22 protein-coding genes are annotated in these 17,412 nt (G+C 73.3%); 13 read left to right on the top strand and 9 right to left on the bottom strand.

Translation table 11 applies throughout. From position 1 onward, the window contains the following. Window positions 1-345 precede the first annotated feature (345 nt). Window positions 346-549 (top strand): e9imm peptide, encoded by a 204-nt coding sequence (locus tag O7600_RS19055; protein WP_281589207.1) that lies wholly within the window; start codon window positions 346-348, stop codon window positions 547-549. A gap of 153 nt (window positions 550-702) precedes the next feature. Further along, window positions 703-1,212, top strand: coding sequence for a PH domain-containing protein (locus tag O7600_RS19060; protein ID WP_281589209.1), 510 nt, complete (start codon window positions 703-705; stop codon window positions 1,210-1,212). Window positions 1,213-1,293: 81 nt separating this feature from the next. On the opposite strand, the gene O7600_RS19065 is transcribed toward O7600_RS19060, so the two are convergent. The 3 genes from O7600_RS19065 to O7600_RS19075 all read right to left on the bottom strand — a co-directional run bounded on the left by O7600_RS19065 (window position 1,294) and on the right by O7600_RS19075 (window position 3,496). Continuing rightward, window positions 1,294-2,034 (bottom strand): alpha/beta hydrolase, encoded by a 741-nt coding sequence (locus O7600_RS19065; protein ID WP_281589211.1) that lies wholly within the window; start codon window positions 2,032-2,034, stop codon window positions 1,294-1,296. A gap of 177 nt (window positions 2,035-2,211) precedes the next feature. Next, window positions 2,212-3,177 (bottom strand): aminoglycoside phosphotransferase family protein, encoded by a 966-nt coding sequence (locus tag O7600_RS19070; RefSeq protein ID WP_281589213.1) that lies wholly within the window; start codon window positions 3,175-3,177, stop codon window positions 2,212-2,214. 52 nt (window positions 3,178-3,229) lie between these two features. Continuing rightward, window positions 3,230-3,496 (bottom strand): helix-turn-helix transcriptional regulator, encoded by a 267-nt coding sequence (locus O7600_RS19075; protein ID WP_281589215.1) that lies wholly within the window; start codon window positions 3,494-3,496, stop codon window positions 3,230-3,232. A gap of 77 nt (window positions 3,497-3,573) precedes the next feature. Here O7600_RS19075 and map point away from each other — a divergent pair, with 77 nt between their 5' ends. Together map and O7600_RS19085 are read left to right on the top strand one after the other, a co-directional pair. Next, window positions 3,574-4,344 (top strand): type I methionyl aminopeptidase, encoded by a 771-nt coding sequence (map, locus tag O7600_RS19080; RefSeq protein ID WP_281589217.1) that lies wholly within the window; start codon window positions 3,574-3,576, stop codon window positions 4,342-4,344. A gap of 85 nt (window positions 4,345-4,429) precedes the next feature. Then, on the top strand, window positions 4,430-4,726 hold the full coding sequence (locus O7600_RS19085) for a DUF6228 family protein (RefSeq protein WP_281589219.1): 297 nt from the start codon (window positions 4,430-4,432) through the stop codon (window positions 4,724-4,726). Window positions 4,727-4,751: 25 nt separating this feature from the next. On the opposite strand, the gene O7600_RS19090 is transcribed toward O7600_RS19085, so the two are convergent. Both O7600_RS19090 and O7600_RS19095 read right to left on the bottom strand, forming a co-directional pair. Further along, a complete protein-coding gene (locus O7600_RS19090; protein WP_281589221.1) occupies window positions 4,752-5,249 on the bottom strand; it encodes a GNAT family N-acetyltransferase in 498 nt (165 codons plus the stop codon). Between the two features lie 9 nt (window positions 5,250-5,258). Then, a complete protein-coding gene (locus tag O7600_RS19095) occupies window positions 5,259-5,651 on the bottom strand; it encodes a VOC family protein (RefSeq protein ID WP_281589223.1) in 393 nt (130 codons plus the stop codon). A 115-nt stretch (window positions 5,652-5,766) separates the two neighbouring features. Between O7600_RS19095 and O7600_RS19100 the strand changes: the two genes are divergently transcribed. The 4 genes from O7600_RS19100 (at window position 5,767) to O7600_RS19115 (ending at window position 9,314) form a co-directional block, all read left to right on the top strand. Then, window positions 5,767-6,660 (top strand): LysR substrate-binding domain-containing protein, encoded by an 894-nt coding sequence (locus O7600_RS19100; protein ID WP_281594200.1) that lies wholly within the window; start codon window positions 5,767-5,769, stop codon window positions 6,658-6,660. A 32-nt stretch (window positions 6,661-6,692) separates the two neighbouring features. Next, a complete protein-coding gene (locus O7600_RS19105) occupies window positions 6,693-7,259 on the top strand; it encodes an NUDIX domain-containing protein (RefSeq protein ID WP_091566007.1) in 567 nt (188 codons plus the stop codon). A gap of 70 nt (window positions 7,260-7,329) precedes the next feature. Further along, entirely contained in the window at window positions 7,330-8,385 is a 1,056-nt protein-coding gene (locus O7600_RS19110; RefSeq protein WP_281589227.1) for a MerR family transcriptional regulator, read from the top strand. Between the two features lie 50 nt (window positions 8,386-8,435). Beyond that, complete coding sequence (locus O7600_RS19115; RefSeq protein WP_281589229.1) at window positions 8,436-9,314, top strand: LLM class flavin-dependent oxidoreductase; 879 nt, start codon at window positions 8,436-8,438, stop codon at window positions 9,312-9,314. A gap of 5 nt (window positions 9,315-9,319) precedes the next feature. On the opposite strand, the gene O7600_RS19120 is transcribed toward O7600_RS19115, so the two are convergent. From O7600_RS19120 to O7600_RS19130, 3 genes are read right to left on the bottom strand one after another with little or no spacing between them, the layout of a single operon-like run. Then, on the bottom strand, window positions 9,320-9,733 hold the full coding sequence (locus O7600_RS19120; protein WP_281589231.1) for an ASCH domain-containing protein: 414 nt from the start codon (window positions 9,731-9,733) through the stop codon (window positions 9,320-9,322). Window positions 9,734-9,769: 36 nt separating this feature from the next. Continuing rightward, complete coding sequence (locus tag O7600_RS19125; protein WP_281589233.1) at window positions 9,770-10,792, bottom strand: questin oxidase family protein; 1,023 nt, start codon at window positions 10,790-10,792, stop codon at window positions 9,770-9,772. A 33-nt stretch (window positions 10,793-10,825) separates the two neighbouring features. After that, window positions 10,826-11,389: a phosphoribosyltransferase family protein gene (locus O7600_RS19130; RefSeq protein ID WP_281589235.1), complete on the bottom strand. Its 564-nt coding sequence runs from the start codon at window positions 11,387-11,389 to the stop codon at window positions 10,826-10,828. 167 nt (window positions 11,390-11,556) lie between these two features. On the opposite strand from O7600_RS19130, the gene O7600_RS19135 reads away from it, so the two are divergent. From O7600_RS19135 to O7600_RS19150, 4 genes are all read left to right on the top strand, one after another. Beyond that, the gene (locus O7600_RS19135; RefSeq protein WP_281589237.1) at window positions 11,557-12,183 is read left to right on the top strand and encodes a septal ring lytic transglycosylase RlpA family protein; all 627 of its coding nucleotides are present in this window, start codon (window positions 11,557-11,559) and stop codon (window positions 12,181-12,183) included. Between the two features lie 68 nt (window positions 12,184-12,251). Then, window positions 12,252-13,379 carry a PP2C family protein-serine/threonine phosphatase gene (locus tag O7600_RS19140; RefSeq protein ID WP_281589239.1) on the top strand — a complete coding sequence of 376 codons (1,128 nt, stop codon included), beginning with the start codon at window positions 12,252-12,254 and terminating at the stop codon, window positions 13,377-13,379. Window positions 13,380-13,495: 116 nt separating this feature from the next. Then, entirely contained in the window at window positions 13,496-15,352 is a 1,857-nt protein-coding gene (locus tag O7600_RS19145; protein ID WP_281589241.1) for an acyl-CoA dehydrogenase, read from the top strand. A 182-nt stretch (window positions 15,353-15,534) separates the two neighbouring features. After that, entirely contained in the window at window positions 15,535-15,804 is a 270-nt protein-coding gene (locus tag O7600_RS19150; RefSeq protein ID WP_013283345.1) for a DUF6458 family protein, read from the top strand. A gap of 641 nt (window positions 15,805-16,445) precedes the next feature. On the opposite strand, the gene O7600_RS19155 is transcribed toward O7600_RS19150, so the two are convergent. Then, the gene (locus O7600_RS19155; protein ID WP_281589243.1) at window positions 16,446-16,976 is read right to left on the bottom strand and encodes a histidine phosphatase family protein; all 531 of its coding nucleotides are present in this window, start codon (window positions 16,974-16,976) and stop codon (window positions 16,446-16,448) included. 116 nt (window positions 16,977-17,092) lie between these two features. Here O7600_RS19155 and O7600_RS19160 point away from each other — a divergent pair, with 116 nt between their 5' ends. Then, entirely contained in the window at window positions 17,093-17,383 is a 291-nt protein-coding gene (locus O7600_RS19160) for a DUF6458 family protein (protein WP_091565981.1), read from the top strand. The last annotated feature ends 29 nt before the right edge of the window (window positions 17,384-17,412 follow it).

Raw genomic sequence — 17,412 nt, forward strand, 5'->3', positions numbered from 1 at the left:
GGTCTTCGACGTTCCACCGGCCATCAGCGCCCGTCCGGCCGCCACGGGCCACTGGCCACCGCCGTCATCAGCACGGCCCGCAGCAGTCAGTACGCCTTCGCGGCCATCGTCTCCGAGACGCCGTTGCCGAGCAGCCTCGCCCACCACTCGCGGATCATCGGCGTATCCAAGCGGCTCAGCTCCACCCCGCCCGGGTACGGGGTGATGCCCCTGCCGAGGCAGCCCGGACGCACCCGGTTGTGACCGCCCACTGCCGGCGTCAGGGCAGCGATCGGAATGGGCGAGTGTCCGGAGACCTGCAGCTCGATGCTGAACCCATCGATGCGGACTCATGTTGAGCGGATCATGCGGCTCGACTATGCCGACGAAACCGAACTGAACAACTGGCTGGACAGACTCGATCGGGACCTCGTCTATCCCGCCGTCTCCGAGCTGATCTTCACGATCACCCCAGAGTTGACGGCCACCGAGGTTGTCGACCGTGCTCTGGCTTACCGGCCGATCGGAATGCGTGCCGTGGTCCGAGCCACCGGTCAGCCAGTGCCGTGACCACGAACGTTGACCGGAGATCGCGTTTCGGGCGACGACGACGCCTCCCGGCCGGGGCTGGGCCTGGCGCGCGGATCGTCGATGATGTCGTTGCGGGTGCTCATGGGGTCTACGGCGCTCGGCGTTGTCGCGTCACATGAATGGAGGTCGGAGGTGCCGATCGACATGAACGAGGTGCGCGTGTGGCGACTGGGTCTCATAACGAGGGTCTTCGCCGGCCTGCTGTTGGGCGTCATGACCATTGTGGCGGTAGCGGTCTTCGCCTACCAGGCTTCCACGCCCGACGGCGACCTGCGGTCGGCGCTCGCCATCGCGGTGCCGTACGGCTTGCTGGGATTTCTTGTGTGGCGGCAGATATTCCATCCTCGGCTGTGCATGGATGCCGAAGGACTGGTCCTGCGCGGCCCGTGGCGTACGACGCGTGTTCCATGGTCAGCCGTGGTTCGGTGTGATCCGGGCTATTTCGGAATCGCCATCACCTGCACCGACGGCAGCTGGGTGATGGCTCCCGCGCCGCAGAAGTCGAACCTGAGCCGCTGGCTCGGACGTCGGACCCGAGCGGACGACGTCGCCGACTACCTCGAACGGCGTGCTCGTGAGCACCGACGGGAGACGAAGCAGCTGGCGTACCGGGTGAGTGACGACCTGGGCGAGGACAGGTAGGGACGGCCGCCGTACCTGCTCCAGGGTGGGGCCCCGGCCGGGACGCGCGTCCCGGCCGGAGCCTTCGATGGTCCGCTCACCTCACCCGGCGGCCCTCAGGTGTCGGGCGAAGAACCGGTTCCCGTCGTCCCCCTCGTGTCGCGGGACGCCGGTGTGCCCGCCCATGTTGGCGTGCAGCGTCTTCTCCGCGGAGCCGAACGCGTCGAACAGGTCCAGCGCCAACTGCCTGTGGTTCCCCTCGTCGTCCCACTGCAGCAGCACCAGCAGCGGGATGCTGACCTGCCGCGCCTCCTCGAACATGATCCGGGGCACGTAACTCCCGGCGAACAGCGCGGCGGCCGAGATGCGCGGCTCGACCACCGCCAGCCGGACGCCGATGGCGATCACGCCGCCCGCGTACCCGACCGGGCCGTCGATCTCGGGCAGCGCGAGGAGCGTGTCGAGGGCGGCGCGCCACTCGGGGACCGCCTGGTCAACCAGGGGGAGGACGAGCCGTTCGACGATCTCGTCGGCGACCGGCTCGCCGGCCTGGATCGCGCGGCGCAGGTCGGCGCGGGCCTGGTCGGCGGCGGCGGAACGGGGCCGGTCGCCGGCGCCGGGCAGTTCGAGGGTGGCCGAGGCGTAGCCCGCCGCCGCGGCGTGCCGAGCCCGGGCCGCCAGGCGCGGGTACATCCGGCGCAGGTCGCCGGGGTGGCCCTGCAGGATCAGCGGCGTCGGCCCGGATGCCGACGGTGGCGTCCACAGGATGCCGGGGATCTCGTCGAGGGTGAACTCGCGCTCGCGTACGCCGTCGTCGAGGCGTCGTTCGGAGATGAATCGCACGGTCGTGCCTTTCGGGAGTGCGCTGAACGGCGCTCCCGGACGATCTATCGCCCGACCGTGACCCCGGAGGGGAGCACCCACGTCGATACGTTCACGGGTACCACCTCCTCGTCAGCTGCACGGCCTCCGGCACGGTAGCAGTGGCCGCCGAGGGCCGCCAACGGTTTTCCGCGCGGGTCAGGGCGCGTAGTCGGGGTGGGCGACGGTCTCCGCGATGCGGGTCAGCCAGTGCAGGTCGTTGGCGCGGGATTCCGGGCCGGCGCCGGAGTTGAGGATGCTGTCGAGGAACGCCGCGACGTCGTCCAGGTGCCGCTCGGCGCGGTAGTAGCTCAGCGTCGTCGGGTCGGGTTCCCAGGGGCCGTAGCCGCGGCGGAAGAGGTCGGCGCGGCGCGCGTCGATCGGGTGGTCGCCGAAGTCCTGGCTGAGGACGAACATCAGGTCCCGTTCGCGGGGCGCGAGGATCGGCCCGTCCCAGTCCACGACATGCAGGGGACCGTCGCCGTCGGCGATCAGGTTGCCGGGGTGGATGTCGGCGTGACAGATGACGTGTCGACCCCGGTGGACCCGGGCGGCGAGGTCGTCGACCAGTGCCGACAGCCGGTGCAGCGCGTCGCCGTACCGGTCCCAGAACGCGCCCAGGTCGGGGCTCGCCGCGGCCTGCCCGCCGAGGGCCCGCAGCCGCTCACCCGCGCTCGACCGGTACGTCTCCGCGGGCAGCACCGCGGCGACCTCGGCGCTAGGCGTGACCGCGTGCAGCCGGCCCAGGAACTCCCCGTACTCGGTCCACTGCCGGTCGGTGAGCCCTCGACTCCAGAGGCTGCCGCCGTCGTGGAACGGGTAGAGCAGCAGCCGGTAGTCCCCGAACTCGCGTCCGCCCCCACCGTCGGGCGGGTCGATCGGCGCGACGACCTGCCGGAGGCCGTGCGCGCGGAGGAAGCCCGGCAGTAGGACGGCCGCCCGGGTGAACGCGCCGTGCCGCAGTTTCAGGAAGTGGCGCTGGCCGTGGGCGGTGTCGACCCGGTACGCCCAGGCGCGCCCGTCCAGCCCGACCGGCAGGAACACGAGGTCGGTGACGTCCACCGCCCAGGCGGCACCCACCTCGGCGGCCAGTGACCGCTCGTCGACGTCCGGCTTGTCGATCACGGGCAGAGCGTGGCAGCCCGTGCCGGGACCGACAACGTGATTTCGCCGGCCGTCAGGACGCCTGGCGGACGGGCATGTCGGCCAGCCAGACGTCGGCCAGCTCGGCGAGCGGGACGCCGAGGGCCTGGCTGAGGCCGACCACGGTGCCGAACGCCGGCGCGGGGAGACGGCCCGCCTCGATCTTGCGCAGTGTCTCGGGGGAGATGCCGGCCGCCAGCGCCACCTCGCCCAGGCTGCGCCCGGCGCGCGCGGCCCGGAGCGCGACCCCGAGGCGTTGGCCCGCGGCGATCTGTTCGGCGGTGAGCGGTTGGCGAACCATGCGAGCAGGATATCCCTCCGGGAGGCGGCGCCGGACCGGCGTGGTATAAAAATACCGCATCGGAGAGGGAGGCTGTCGTGATCGAGCTGAAGTCCGTCGAGGAGATCGACCGGATGGCGGTGACCGGCCAGTTCGTCGGCGAGCTGCTCGCCGAGCTGGGTGCCGTCGCCGACGTCGGCGTGAACCTGATGGACCTCGAACACCACGCCCGGCGGCGGATCAAGGAGCGCGGCGCCGAATCCTGCTACTGGGACTACGCCCCGTCGTTCGGCCGTGGGCCGTTCCGCAACGTGCTGTGCCTGTCGGTCAACGACGCGGTGCTGCACGGCCTCCCGCACGACTACGTCCTGCGCGACGGCGACCTGCTCAGCATCGACATGGCCGTCGGCATCGACGGCTGGGTCGCCGACTCCGCGCTCTCCGTCGTCGTCGGCACCCCCGACCCGGCCGACCTCACGCTGATCGAGGCCACCGAGGTCGCGCTGGAGGCCGCCATCGCCGCCGCCCGCCCCGGCGGCCGCCTCGGTGACGTCTCCGCCGCCATCGGCGAGGTCGCCGGCTCCTACGGCTACGGCGTCAACGGCGAGTTCGGCGGCCACGGGATCGGTCGCACCATGCACGAGGCCCCGCACGTGGCCAACAGCGGCCGCCCCCGCCGCGGCCTGCGGCTCGACCCCGGCCTCACCATCGCCATCGAGCCCTGGTTCTGCCGCACCACCGACAAGATCAAGTTTGACGAGGACGGCTGGACGATCCGCTCGGCCGACGGCTCCCGCACCGCCCACTCCGAGCACACGGTCGCCATCACCGAGGCCGGACCCCGGGTCCTGACCCGGCGCCCCGCCTGACGGAATCCGCTTCCGTAGAACTCGACCGGGTCCCGTGCCACCGGGCATCGACTCCAGCTCGGGGAGGTGGCGGGGTCGCGGCCCGTTGGATACCGCCACCTCGGCGGGCCCGCAGGTGACGACGCTGCCGGTCTTCCTCGACGAGCTGGCGGCCGGCTGGGCCGGGTGGCCGGGGGTCAGGACGTGGCGCTCGCTGGGTGGGCAGCTCGCCCTCGACGCGCGGCACGACGGACGCGGGCACGTCACGCTGGGCGTGACCCTGCGCCGGCCCGGTCACGACGCCGACGACACGGGCTGGTCGGCCCGGTGCGTCTTCCTGCTGGAGGCGGGCGAGGAGACCACCCGTTTCGCCCGCGACCTCGGCGCCCTGCTCGAAGCGTGACCGGAGCGGCGCACGGCCGCCCCGGTCAGACCGGAGATTCCCGGGTCAGCTCGCGGACGTGGCGTAACCCCGGCTCACCGGCCAGGTCCACCTCGCCGACCGGCACGAATCCGGTACGCCGGAGCACGGCCAGCGAGGCCGGGTTCGCCAGCGCCGCCGAGGCGACCAGGCGGCGCAGGCCGTACTCGTCGCGGGCCAGCTCGCAGACGCGCCGGACGCCCTCCTGGGCGACGCCGCGCCCGGCGGCGCGCTCGGCCACCCGGTAGCCCAGCTCGGCGCTTCCGTCGGCCACGCCCACCAGGTTGAACCGTCCGATCACCCAGCCGTCGTCGTCCACCAGCACGTGGAAGTGGCAGGTGCCCCGGTCCTGCTCCAGGAGCAACGCCAGCTGCCGATCGGCGAACTCGTCGAAGTAGTCGTCACCCCGATCGGGCACGTACCGGGCGAAGTAGGCCCGGTTCTGCCACTCGAACCGGTAGACGAGATACGCGTGGCGGGCGGCGAGGCGTTCGAGCTGCGGCACCGCGCCAGGCTAGCCAACCTCGCCCGGCGGGTAGGTGCGCAGTTCGACGGTGTTGCCGTCGGGGTCGCGGACGTAGATCGAGGTGCCGGTGCCCCGGGCCCCGAAGCGCGGCACCGGCCCGGTCAGCACGGTGAACACGCCCGACTCGACCACCGGCTGCCACTCGATCGGCTCCACCACCAGGCAGAAGTGGTCCATGGTGGAGCCGCCCGGATCGCCCCGGACCAGGTCGATGACGGTGCCGGCGTCGACGCGTACCGACGGGAAGGGCACCTCCCCGGCGCGCCACCGGTCGACCCGCACCGGGGCCAGCCCGAGTGTGCCGCAGTAGAAGTCGAGGGAGCGTTCGACGTCGCTCACCGTGAGCACCAGGTGGTCGAACCCGGTCACCCGCATCGTCATCAGATCCTCCTGCATCGTGTGTGCGAACACCGTCGAGCCTGGTCGGAGGCGGGCGCGGGACCAAGCCCCGATCGCACTACCATCGTTGACCGGCAGTCAACGACGGGAGCGCCGGGTGCTGGAGCGGTACGAGATCGAGGCGTTCCTGACCCTGGCCTCGGAGCTGCACTTCGGGCGCACCGCCGAGCGGCTGGGCGTGACCACCGGGCGGATCAGTCACGTGGTGCGCCGGCTGGAACGGCGGATCGGCGCGCCGCTGTTCGAGCGCACCAGCCGCGTCGTCCGGCTCACCCCGATCGGCGCCCGCCTGGCCGAGGAGATGCGCCCGCTGGTGGTCGGCATCGAGGAGGCCGTCCAGCGGGCCGTCGACGCCGGTCGCGGGCTCACCGGCGAGCTGCGCGTGGCGTACGTGGGCGAGTCCGCCGCCCCGGTGCTGCTCCGCGCCGTGGCCCGGTTCACCGAACGGCACCCGGACTGCGCGGTGCGCGTGCACGAGGCCCCGCTGGCCACCACCCGGTCGAGCCTGGTGGACGGCACGATCGACGTGCTGATCGCCGCGTACCCGTTCGACGGGATGGCGAACGGCCCGGCGCTGCTGCACGAGCGCCGGATGCTCGCGGTGGCCGCGGACCACCCGCTGGCCCGCGCGGAGTCGGTGTCGCTGGAGGTGCTCGGCGACCATCCGGTGGTGCAGTACCCGGCGGTCACGTCGGCCGCGTTCAAGCAGGACCGCACGCCGGACCGGACCCCGGCGGGCCGGCCGGTGCCGAAGGGCCCGGCCGGCGGCACGTTCTCCGAGATGCTCGCGCTGGTGGCGCTGGGCCGCGGGGTCCTGCCGGTCGGCGAGCAGACCCGGCACTACCACGCCCGGCCCGACCTGGCGTACGTGCCGATCCACGACGCGCCGCCGATCCGCCGGGGGCCGGTCTGGCTGGCCAGCAACACCACCACCCGGGTACGCGAGTTCGTCCGCGCCGCGGTTGACGCCAACCCGCTCCCGGCGGCCTGACAGCGTCGTACCCGGCTGGCACCATCGGCGGGATGCGGGACGAGATCAGGGCTGTGGTCGAGGAACTGCCGCCGGGCGACGAGCTGGAGGCGCGGCACCGGGAGGTGGCGTTGGCCTGGCTGGCCGGCACGGAGGACATCTTCCGCCGCGCCAAGCCGCGCACCCCGTCGCCGCACCTGGTCGCCTACTTCCTGCTCCGCGACCCGTCCGACGGCGCGGTGCTGCTGGTCGACCACCGCCTCGCCGGCATGTGGCTGCCCAGCGGAGGTCATGTCGAGCCGGGCGAGCACCCGGCCGAGACGGTGCGCCGCGAGCTGCGCGAGGAGTTGGGCGTGCCGGCCGTCTTCGCGCCGCCGTTCGGCGAGCGGCCGGCGTTCCTCACGGTCACCGAGACCGTCGGCCCGCCGGAGCAGCGGCACACCGACGTCAGCCTCTGGTATGTGCTGACCGCCCACCGCGACCAGCGGTTCACCCCCGACCCGGTCGAGTTCCGGGGCGTCCGCTGGTGGACTCCGGTCGAGGTGACCGACGCGCCGACCGGCACGGTCGAGCCGCACCTCGGCCGGATGCTGGCCAAGCTGGCGGCCGTCGCGGCTTGACCCGTCCCCTGCGGCAGGGCCCAGCGTGGTCCGTGCCGGCCACCGGGGCCGGCGCGAGGAGGAGGGCGCCGTGCGGCTGATGACCATCGGGGCGTTCGCCCGCGCGGCCCGTCTGACGTCCAAGGCGCTGCGGCTCTACGAAGACTCCGGCCTGCTGCCGCCGGCGGCGGTGGACCCGCACTCGGGCTACCGCTACTACGCGCCGGAGCAGCTCGGCCGGGCGCGGATGATCGCCGCGCTGCGGCGGGCCGGCATGCCGTTGGCCGAGATCGCGACCGTCTGCGACCTGCCGTCGGGTGCCGCCGCCGAGGCGTTGGACGCCTGGTGGCGGCGGGTCAGCGCGGACACCGCGACCCGCGGCCGGGCGGTCGCGCTCCTCGTCGACCAGCTCACCGAGAGGGGCACCACCATGTCCGACACCCGATTCCGGTACGCCGTGCGGTGCGAGACCGGCACGGTCCGGGACTCCAACGAGGACACCGCGTACGCCGACGACACGCTGCTCGCGGTCGCCGACGGCGTACGCGGTCCGGCCGGGGCCGCCGCGAGCGCCGCCGCGGTGGACGCGCTGCGGTCGCTGGAGCCGGCCGACGCGTCGGCGGCCGACCTGCTCGCCGCCCTGGCCGGGGCGGTGACCCACGCCGACCGGGCGGTACGCGGCCACGCCTCCGGCGACGACCGGCCGGCCAGCACGCTCACCGCGCTCGTGCGGCGCGGCACCCGGCTCGTGCTGGCGCACGTCGGGGACAGCCGGGCCTACCTGTTGCGCGGCGGTGAGCTGTCCCGGCTCACCCAGGACCACACGTACGTGCAGACGCTCGTCGACCAGGGTCGGCTCACGCCGGCCGAGGCCGGCGCGCACCCGCGGCGGGCACTGCTGGCCCGGGCGCTCGGCGCGGGCGGCGAGGTCGAGGCGGACCTGGCGGTGCGCACCGCGCTGCCCGGCGACCGCTACCTGCTCTGCTCGGACGGCCTGTCGGCGGTGGTCGACCCCGGGGCGGTGCACGCCGCGCTGGCCGGGGCGGACGACCCGGAGAGCGCCGTCGGGCGCCTGGTCGACCTGGCGTACGCGGCGGGCGCGCCGGACAACATCGCCTGCGTGGTGGCCGACCTGGTGGCCGCGTAGCCGGTCCGACCCGGGTCGGGGTGTCCGACCCGGGTCGTACCCTGGCGCTCATGCGAATTGGCATCGTGATCCTGCCGGACCAGCGCTGGTCCGAGGCGCGCCGGCGGTGGGCGCAGGCCGACGAGTGGGGCTTCGACCACGCCTGGACCTACGACCACCTGGGCTGGCGTGACCTGGTCGACGGGCCCTGGTTCGACTCGTGGACGACGCTGACCGCGGCGGCCACGGTGACCTCCCGGGTCCGGCTGGGCACGCTGGTCGCCTCGCCGAACTTCCGCCACCCGGCGGCGTTCGCCCGCCAGGTGACCGCGCTGGACGACGTCTCCGGCGGCCGGGTGCTGCTCGGGCTGGGCGCCGGCGGCATCGGCTTCGACTCGGCGGTGCTCGGCGGCGAGACGCTGCCACCCCGGCAACGGGTCGACCGGTTCGCCGAGTTCACCGAGCTGCTCGACCTGGTCCTGCGGGAGGACGGCACCACCTGGCGCGGCGAGTGGTTCACCGCGGTCGACGCCCGCAACAACCCCGGCTGCGTCCAGCGGCCCCGGGTGCCGTTCGTGGTCGCCGCCAACGGGCCCCGCTCGATGCGGCTGGTCGCCCGGTTCGGGCAGGGCTGGGTCACCACCGGGCTCGACGGTGACGACCTGGAGGCCTGGTGGGGCACGGTGACGGAGCTGTCCGACCGGATGACGCGGACGCTGGAACAGGCCGGCCGTGACCCGGCGACGCTGGACCGCTACCTCTCCCTCGACTCGGCCCCGGTCTTCTCGCTGAGCAGCGCCGACTTCCTCGCCGAGCAGGTCGCCCGGGCGGCCCGGCTGGGCTTCACCGACGTGGTGACGCACTGGCCGCGCGAGAGCAGTTGGTATGCCGGCGACGAGGCCGTGCTGGTCGAGGCGGCGGCGATGCTGCCGGAGCTGCGCCGCGCCTAGGGACCTCAGGTGCCGACGCTGCCCTCGGTGGAGACCAGGCGGAACCGCAGGCAGACGATCTGGCTGTCGTCGGTGACCGGCGTGCCCAGCCGGGCCCAGTAGGCGCCGTGGCCGGCCCGCCACTCCTCGATCGACCGGTCGCCCTCGCCCTCGGCGCGGGCGAAGTCCCACGGCACGTCGGCGAAGCGCACCACCTCGACGCCGGTCACCTCCACGACGCCGACCAGCGCGTCGTGGTCGTCGACCAGGGCGAGCCGTTCGCCGACGTGCTCCAGCTCCTCGTTCTCCTCGGCGTACTCGCCGAGCCGGCCGGCGGTGGCGGTCTTCACGCCGGAGAGCACGAGGGTGTTGAGGTCGGCCCGCAGCTCGCCGGGGGTGCCGAGGGCGAGCGCGCGCAGTCCACCGATGCGGGGCCACATCCTGCCGAGGCTACGGCACGCCCGCCCGCGTCCGTCTCAGATCAGGTGGCCGGCGTAGCCGGGTGCGACCAGCACCCGCTCGTCGCCGGTCGCCTGGTGCGCCTCCAACACCGCGTCGGCCAGCTTCACCACGTGCTCGTCGCCGTGCCGGGCCGCCCGGGCGAACACCTCCGCCGGGTCGGCGGATCCGCCGGCCGGCGGCGCGGCGGCCGGCGTGGGTGAGGCGTACACCGAGGTCACGGCCGCCGTCGCGGCCCAGGCCGCGGCGACGCTCGGCGCCCGCAGTGCCGGGTCGAGAGCCGGCAGGGTACGCAGCACCGCGGTGGGCGCGGTGACCGCGTGCACCAGCATCACCGGCGCGCCGTGCCCGAACCGCAGGTAGTCCAGCGCGGCCCGGTGCACCACCTGGACGAGCGTGCGGGCGGCCCCGCCCGGGTCGGCCGGCGGGCGCAGCCCGGTCACCGCGCCGGACCACCCGGGTACGTCGGCCAACCGCCCCAGCCGCTCCCGGATCCCGCCCGTCTGGTCCGGGATCCGGGGTACGGCGGCCAGGGCGGAGGCGGCGTCGGAGCGACCGGTGAGCGGCCCGGCCCCGGGCACCGGCTGCCATCGGGCCGCCCAGTAGCCGAGCGCCTGCCCCAGTTCGGCCCGGCGCTCCGGCGTCTCCCCGTCGGTACGCAGCACCCGCACGGCGTGCCCGACCCGGATCACGCCGTGGGTGGCGCCGGCCGCGATCCCGGGCAGCAGCCGGGGCCACCACTCGCCGAGCACCTCCGTCCACTGCCGTTCCCGCAGTTCGCGGTCGAAGTGGATGAGCCAGTCACCGGCCCGCTTGGGGTCGCCGAGCGCGGCCCGCCAGTCGTCGATCGGCCGCAGCCCGCGTGGCAGTTCGTCCAGCCGGCGCAGGTAGCCGTCGAGCCAGCGGTGCACGCGTGCGCCCTGCCCGTGCCGGACCAGCGCCTCGGCGGCCATCGGTCCGTGGTTGGAGAGCCAGCCCTCGAACTCGGGGCCGGTGCGGTGCAGTCGGTGGTACGCCTCGTCGAGGATGCCGTCGTCCATCCGGCGATCGTCCGGGTTGAACCTCGCTTGAGGTCAACCCTCGGGCAACCGGTCCCCGCCGAGCAGGGCGCGCAGCCGCAACCGAGCGGCGACCTCGGGCGGGCACGTCGACACCAGCGCGGCGGTGCCGACGACCACGGCGCCGGCGTCGCGGACCACCCGGTGCAGCGCGTCCAACTGCGCCCCGGTGTCGACCCAGTCGTCGACCAGCAGCACCCGGTCACCCGGCTCCAGCCGCCGGTCGTCCACGCCGACGCGCAGCCGCCGGCCGCGGTGGTCCGGTGGCGTCTCGGCCCACCGCATCGCCCCGACCCGGTGCCGCTCCCCACCGTCCTTGTACGCGGGCACGAACCCGGCGCCGGCGGCGACCGCCACCAGCGGGCCGAGCAGCAGCCCGGTCACCTCGGGGGCGACCACCACGGTCGGCCGCGCGTCGGGGACGAGGGCGGCCAGGGCCGGTCCGACCTCGGCGAGCACGGCCGGGTCGCGCCACCAGCCGGAGAGGTCGCTGACGAGGTGGGTGCTGTCCGGCCCGGGGTCGATCCACCGGAACAGCTCGACCAGGCGACGGCTCAGCACGGCACCATCCTGCGGCATGGAGGCCGACCAGCGCACCTTCCGCCGTTCGGCCGAGTGCGGATGGCTTGATCGGCTACACGTACCCGGGTAAATGCGGGCATAGCACCATGATCACGTTGACTTCGGAAGTGCTTCTCTCGTTACGGTCCGGGCCGGTTTGTTCAGTTGACGAAAGGACCGGGCCGGTGGCTGCTAGGCACCTTCGTACCCGCAAGTTCTCCTCGCCCGCCGGCATCGCCGCCACCGCGGCGGTCGGCGTGGTGCTCGCGGTCGGCGGCACCGTCGGCGCCGTGCAGCTCACCTCCGCCGAGCCCCCGGCCGAGCCGGTCGCGGTCAGGGCCGCGCCGAGCACGCCCGCTCCCACCTCGGCCAGCCCGTCGCCGAGCGCGTCGGCCGCGCCGAGCCTCAGCCCGTCGCCGAAGGCCACCCCGAGCCCGACGTCGAGTCGTACGCAGGCGGCGTCGCGGGGCAAGACCCGGACCGCGCCGAAGCCCACGGCGACGAAGAAGACCACCGCCCCCAAGGTGGTGGACAGCGGATCCTGCGGCGCCTCGTTCTACGACGAGGGGCAGATGACCGCGAACGGCGAGACGTTCAACCCGAACGCGCTGACCGCGGCACACAAGACCCTGCCGTTCGACACGAGGGTCCGGGTCACCAACCCGGCCAACGGCAAGTCGGTCGTGGTCCGGATCAACGACCGTGGCCCGTACATCGACGGTCGGTGCATCGACCTGTCCCGCGCCGCGTTCGCGGCCATCGCCTCGACCGACCTCGGTGAGGTGGACGTCCGCTACGAGGTGCTGGGCTGACCGACCTGTCAGACAGAACTTCCGCGACGGACGGGCCAGGTTCATTCACCGCTTCACGTCCATCAGGCATGCTGTCCGATGTACGCACGCAACCCTTCCAGCCGGGCCACGGCCCGCTGAGCCCCGGATCCCGCGCCGGCCTCGGCGCGGCCCTCGCGCTGCTCGCGATCGTCTCGGCCGCGGAGCTGGCCGACGGCCGCCCGGCGCACTATCTCGCCCTGATGGCCGCCGCACCCGTCCTCGCCGGAGCGCTGACGTCCTGGCGGGTGGTGCTCGCCGTGGGCGCGCTGGCCACCGCCGCGGGTGTCGCCTTCGCGGTGGCCGAACGTGGCGCCTCGCTGGTGACCGCGGTCAACGTGGCCACCGTCGCGCTGGTCACCGTGATCGCGGCCGCGACGGCCGCGGTCCGCCAGCGCCAGGCGGAACGGATCAATGAACTGTCCCGGCTCGCCTCGGTCGCCCAGCAGGCGGTGCTGCGCCCGCTCGGCCCGCAGGTCGGGACGCTGGCGGTGGCGGCGCGCTACATCTCCTCCACCGCGACCGCCGAGATCGGCGGCGACCTGTACGAGGTGATGGACACCCCGTACGGCGTCCGCATGATCATCGGCGACGTGCGCGGGAAGGGGTTGGACGCGGTCCGGCTCGCCAGCATCGTGCTCGGCTCCTACCGCCACGTGGCGTACGAGCGGGCCGACCTGCGCGCGGTGGTGGCCGACCTGGACCGGGCGGTGGCCCGCAACGTCGGTGACGAGGACTTCGTCACCGCCGCGCTGGTCGAGGAGCGTGGCGGCACCCTCACCATCGTCAACTGCGGTCACCCGCCACCGCTGCTGCTGCGCCGGGGCGCGGTGATTCCGCTGGAGCCGCCGGCGCCCGCGCCGCCGCTCGGCTTCATGCCGGTGGTCCGGCCCCGGGTCGAGCGGCTGGAACCGGGTGACCGGCTGCTGCTGTTCACCGACGGGCTGGGCGAGGCGCGGCGCGACGGGGAGTTCTTCCCCACCGCCGACCGGGCGTGGCGGCTGCTCGGCCACGGCACGGTCGGCGACGGGCTCGCCTCGCTGGAGACCGCCCTGGTCGAGTGGGTGCACGGCCGGCTCGACGACGACATCGCGCTGGTCCTGATGGAGTACGCGGGCCCGCGCAGCGCCACCGCCGCCCCGGTGCCGAGCTGGGAGGTCGGCGCCGCCGACGGGTGAACCGGAGGTGTGTAATCGCTGTCACTTCCGAGATCGGCTTGTCGATGGCTACCGGTGAGTAATACAGTCTGGAGTTACTGATCGGTAACACCTGTCCGGAAGCGGGGCCAGCGAGCATGACCCACTACAAGAGCAACCTTCGGGACCTCGAGTTCAACCTGTTCGAGGTGTTCGGGGCGGACCGGACGTTCGGCCAGGCGCCGTACACGGACCTGGACGTCGACACCGCTCGCAGTTTCCTCTCGGAGGTCGACCGCCTGGCCCGCGAGGACCTGGCCGCCAGCTACGCGGACAGTGACCGCAACCCGCCGGTCTTCGACCCGGCCACGCACACCGCGCCGCTGCCGGAGTCGTTCAAGAAGTCGTACCAGGCGTTCATGGACTCGGAGTTCTGGCGCCTCGACCTGCCGGAGGCCCTCGGCGGCACGAACGCCCCGCGCGCCCTCTGGTGGTCCCTGGCCGAGCTGGTGCTCGGTGCCAACGCCCCGGTCTGGATGTACGCCTCCGGCCCGTCCTTCGCGCACGTGCTGCACGTCGAGGGCACCGAGGAGCAGAAGACCTGGGCCCGCCTCTTCATCGAGAAGCAGTGGGGCTCGACCATGGTGCTGACCGAGCCGGACGCCGGCTCGGACGTGGGCGCCGGCCGCACCCGCGCGGTCCAGCAGCCGGACGGCTCGTGGCACATCGAGGGCGTCAAGCGCTTCATCACCTCCGGTGAGCACGACCTGAGCGACAACATCGTCCACTACGTGCTGGCCCGCCCGGTCGGCGTCGAGGGCGTCGGCGGGCCGGGCACCAAGGGTCTGTCCCTGTTCGTGGTGCCGAAGTTCCACTTCGACGCCGAGACCGGTGAGCTGGGCGAGCGCAACGGCGTCTTCGCCACCAACGTCGAGCACAAGATGGGCCTGAAGGTCTCCAACACCTGCGAGGTGACCTTCGGCGAGCACGGCGTACCGGCCAAGGGCTGGCTGCTGGGCGAGAAGCACGACGGCATCCGGCAGATGTTCATGATCATCGAGTACGCCCGGATGATGGTCGGCACCAAGGCGATCGCCACGCTCTCCACCGGCTACCTGAACGCCCTGGAGTACGCGAAGAACCGGGTGCAGGGCGCCGACCTGATCCAGCAGGCCGACAAGACCGCCCCCCGGGTCACCATCACCCACCACCCGGACGTGCGTCGCTCGCTGCTGATGCAGAAGTCGTACGCCGAGGGCCTGCGCGCGCTGGTCTGCTACACCGCCAGCTGGCAGGACAAGGTCGCGCTCGCCGAGGCGGCCGGTGACGAGAAGGCCACCAAGCTGGCCAAGCGGGTCAACGACCTGCTGCTGCCGCTGGTCAAGGGCGTCGGCTCGGAGCGGGCGTACGAGCTGCTCGGCCACGAGTCGCTGCAGACGTTCGGCGGCTCCGGCTTCCTCCAGGACTACCCCCTGGAGCAGTACGTCCGCGACGCCAAGATCGACACCCTGTACGAGGGCACCACGGCCATCCAGAGCCTCGACCTGATCTTCCGGAAGATCGTCCGGGACAACGGCAAGGCCCTGATGGCGGTCGCCGGCGAGATCCAGGAGCACATCACCTCCGAGGCCGGCAACGGCCAGCTCAAGGAGGAGCGGCAGGCGCTGGGCAAGGCGCTCGCCGAGATCCAGAACATCCTCGGCGTGATGACCGGCTGGCTGGGTGAGGCGCAGGGTGGCGACACCCGCGCGCTCTACAAGGTCGGCCTGAGCAGCCGCCGGTTCCTGCTGGCGATCGGCGACCTGGTGGTCGGCTGGCTGCTGCAGAAGCAGGCGGACGTCGCGCTGAAGGCGCTCGCCAGCGAGGTCTCCGCCTCGGACAAGGCGTTCTACACCGGCAAGGTGGCTGCCGCCCGGTTCTTCGCCCGCGAGGTGCTCCCCCGTATCGGCGCCGACCGGCGGATCATCGAGGGCGTCGACCTGGAGATCATGGACCTCCCGGAGGAGGCGTTCTAAGCCCTTCTGGGGTCCTTATCCCTGAAGCGTCATTCTCCCCCTCACCGACGGCCGGCGGGCGACAGCCCGCCGGCCGTCGGTGTTGCCGGGCCAGGGTGGATAGGCGGCCGGAGGGCGGGTAACCGTCGCGGACCACGACCGGAGCACGCCCAAGGGCCATCGCACGGGGGAGTGCAGCGCACATGGGCATTGGTAGCGCCATCTTTCTCATCGCGCTCGGCGCGATCATGACCTTCGCCATCCGGGCCAACGTCTGGTGGATTGACCTGCGCGCGGTCGGCTGGGTCTTCATCCTCGCCGGGCTGGGCGTCCTGCTGACCACGCTGTGGTTCTGGCAGGACCGACGCAAGCGCGCCCGCACGCTCATCGTGGAGGAGAACCGCCTCTCCCACCCGACCGCGATGATGCCGCCGCCGCCCGACCCGCCCCCGCCGACGGCCCCGCCGTCCTGACGGGCTGCGCCGCATCGCGCCGGGCTGCGCTGCATCGCGCTGGGTGCGTCGGGTTGCTGGGCTGCGCTTCCTCGCGCCGGACCGCGTCGGGCCGTCCTGTCGTGCCGGGCCGCGCTGTCGACGCCGGCTTGGTGCTCCAGGCTGCGCCGTCCGTGCTGGGCCGCGACGTGCTCGCGCTGGTTCGGCTTGCTTCCTCGAACCGGGGCCCGGTGACTGTCCGTAGCCCGCACGGAGGATGCGCCGCTGAAAAGCGTTATACCGCTGAGTCATAAATATGACTCAGCGGTATAACGGTCTAAATTCACCTGCCGACCTGCCGACCTGCCGACCTGCCGACCTGCCGACCTGCCGACCTGCCGACCTGCCGACCTGCCGACCTGCCGACCTGCCGACCTGCCGACCTGCGGGCGGCCGGACCTGCGGGCGTGCGGCGTGCGGACCGGCGCTTGGCGGGCGTAGCCGCGTGCGAGGTCAGCCAAGCGCGAGGTCGGCAGCGAGTGCGGTCTGTTCCGCGGTGCCGCGGTGCGCGGGCTGGGGATCCGCGGCCGAGTCGGCGAGGCCGCCCTGCGACGGGCAGGTAGCGGCAGCGGCGACCGGGGCCGGCGTCGCTGGCTGCGGTGGGCGGACCGGAGCCGCGCCTCTCAGCCGCGAGCGGTGTGGCGGGCGGTGAGGGGCGCGCGGGTCAGGTCGGCCCAGCGGGTGGTGGGGCGGTGCACGACCAGGTCGGTGGTACGCAGGCCGTCCGGATCCGCCCGTTCCGGGTCGAGCAGCGCGGAGAGCAGCGAGATGCCCGGATTGTGCGCGACCAGGAGCACCGTGCCCGCCGCCGGGTCGACCGCCCGCACCAGGCCCAGCAGTTCGTCCGGGTGCGCCTCGTACGCCGTCGGCTCGTAGCGCACCGCGGGTGTGGACCCCGCCGGCCCGCCCTCGGGCGGGGAACCCGTCATGCCCATGGCCACGCCGTGCCAGGTCTGCCGGGTGCGCCGGGCCGGGGAGCAGAGGACCACGTCGGGAAGCAGTTCGTGCCGGGCCAGCCAGGCGCCGGCGGCCGCCGCGTCGGCGTGACCGCGCGCGGTGAGCGACCGCTCCGCGTCCGGGGCGTCCCGCTCCTGCTCGGCCTTGGCGTGCCGCAGCAGCACCAGCGTCCGCTCTCCGTTCCTGCCGTCCGTCATGCGCCCAGCTTGCCTGATTGGCGATCAGAGCGCCTGGGTATGTCGATGTGTGCCGCTACCTCATCCATGGCCGCGGCGGGCAGGAAACGCCAGCAGGACGCCAAGGAGGCGACGTCATGGGCATCGGTGCCAGCATCTTCCTCATCGCGCTCGGCGCGATCTTCGCGTTCGCCATCGACGCCAACCTGGGATGGCTGAACCTCAACGTGGTGGGCTGGGTGCTCATGCTCGCCGGTCTGGCCGGGCTGCTGACCACGCTCTACTTCTGGAACAGCCGCCGCCGGGTGGTGGCCGCGCCGGTGCGCGAGCAGGTCGTCGCCGAGCCGGTCGTGCCGGTGCAGGGCGACCGGGTCGTGCGCGAGGAGTACCGCGAGGTGCGCCGCCCGGGCTCGGGCTACCCGGCCTGACCCCCCAGACCCGAGGGCCCCGCAACGGC

Source organism: Micromonospora sp. WMMA1998 (genome assembly GCF_027497375.1).
GTDB lineage: Bacteria > Actinomycetota > Actinomycetes > Mycobacteriales > Micromonosporaceae > Micromonospora > Micromonospora sediminicola.

Bases quoted from the DNA above. Each gene is read 5' to 3' on its own strand.
- O7600_RS19055 (WP_281589207.1), top strand. From the start codon at position 346: ATGCGGCTCGACTATGCCGACGAAACCGAACTGAACAACTGGCTGGAC.
- O7600_RS19075 (WP_281589215.1), bottom strand. From the start codon at position 3,496: ATGGTTCGCCAACCGCTCACCGCCGAACAGATCGCCGCGGGCCAACGC.
- O7600_RS19095 (WP_281589223.1), bottom strand. From the start codon at position 5,651: ATGACGATGCGGGTGACCGGGTTCGACCACCTGGTGCTCACGGTGAGC.
- O7600_RS19105 (WP_091566007.1), top strand. From the start codon at position 6,693: ATGCGGGACGAGATCAGGGCTGTGGTCGAGGAACTGCCGCCGGGCGAC.
- O7600_RS19115 (WP_281589229.1), top strand. From the start codon at position 8,436: ATGCGAATTGGCATCGTGATCCTGCCGGACCAGCGCTGGTCCGAGGCG.
- O7600_RS19120 (WP_281589231.1), bottom strand. From the start codon at position 9,733: ATGTGGCCCCGCATCGGTGGACTGCGCGCGCTCGCCCTCGGCACCCCC.
- O7600_RS19125 (WP_281589233.1), bottom strand. From the start codon at position 10,792: ATGGACGACGGCATCCTCGACGAGGCGTACCACCGACTGCACCGCACC.
- O7600_RS19130 (WP_281589235.1), bottom strand. From the start codon at position 11,389: ATGCCGCAGGATGGTGCCGTGCTGAGCCGTCGCCTGGTCGAGCTGTTC.
- O7600_RS19140 (WP_281589239.1), top strand. From the start codon at position 12,252: ATGCTGTCCGATGTACGCACGCAACCCTTCCAGCCGGGCCACGGCCCG.
- O7600_RS19145 (WP_281589241.1), top strand. From the start codon at position 13,496: ATGACCCACTACAAGAGCAACCTTCGGGACCTCGAGTTCAACCTGTTC.
- O7600_RS19150 (WP_013283345.1), top strand. From the start codon at position 15,535: ATGGGCATTGGTAGCGCCATCTTTCTCATCGCGCTCGGCGCGATCATG.
- O7600_RS19155 (WP_281589243.1), bottom strand. From the start codon at position 16,976: ATGACGGACGGCAGGAACGGAGAGCGGACGCTGGTGCTGCTGCGGCAC.
- O7600_RS19160 (WP_091565981.1), top strand. From the start codon at position 17,093: ATGGGCATCGGTGCCAGCATCTTCCTCATCGCGCTCGGCGCGATCTTC.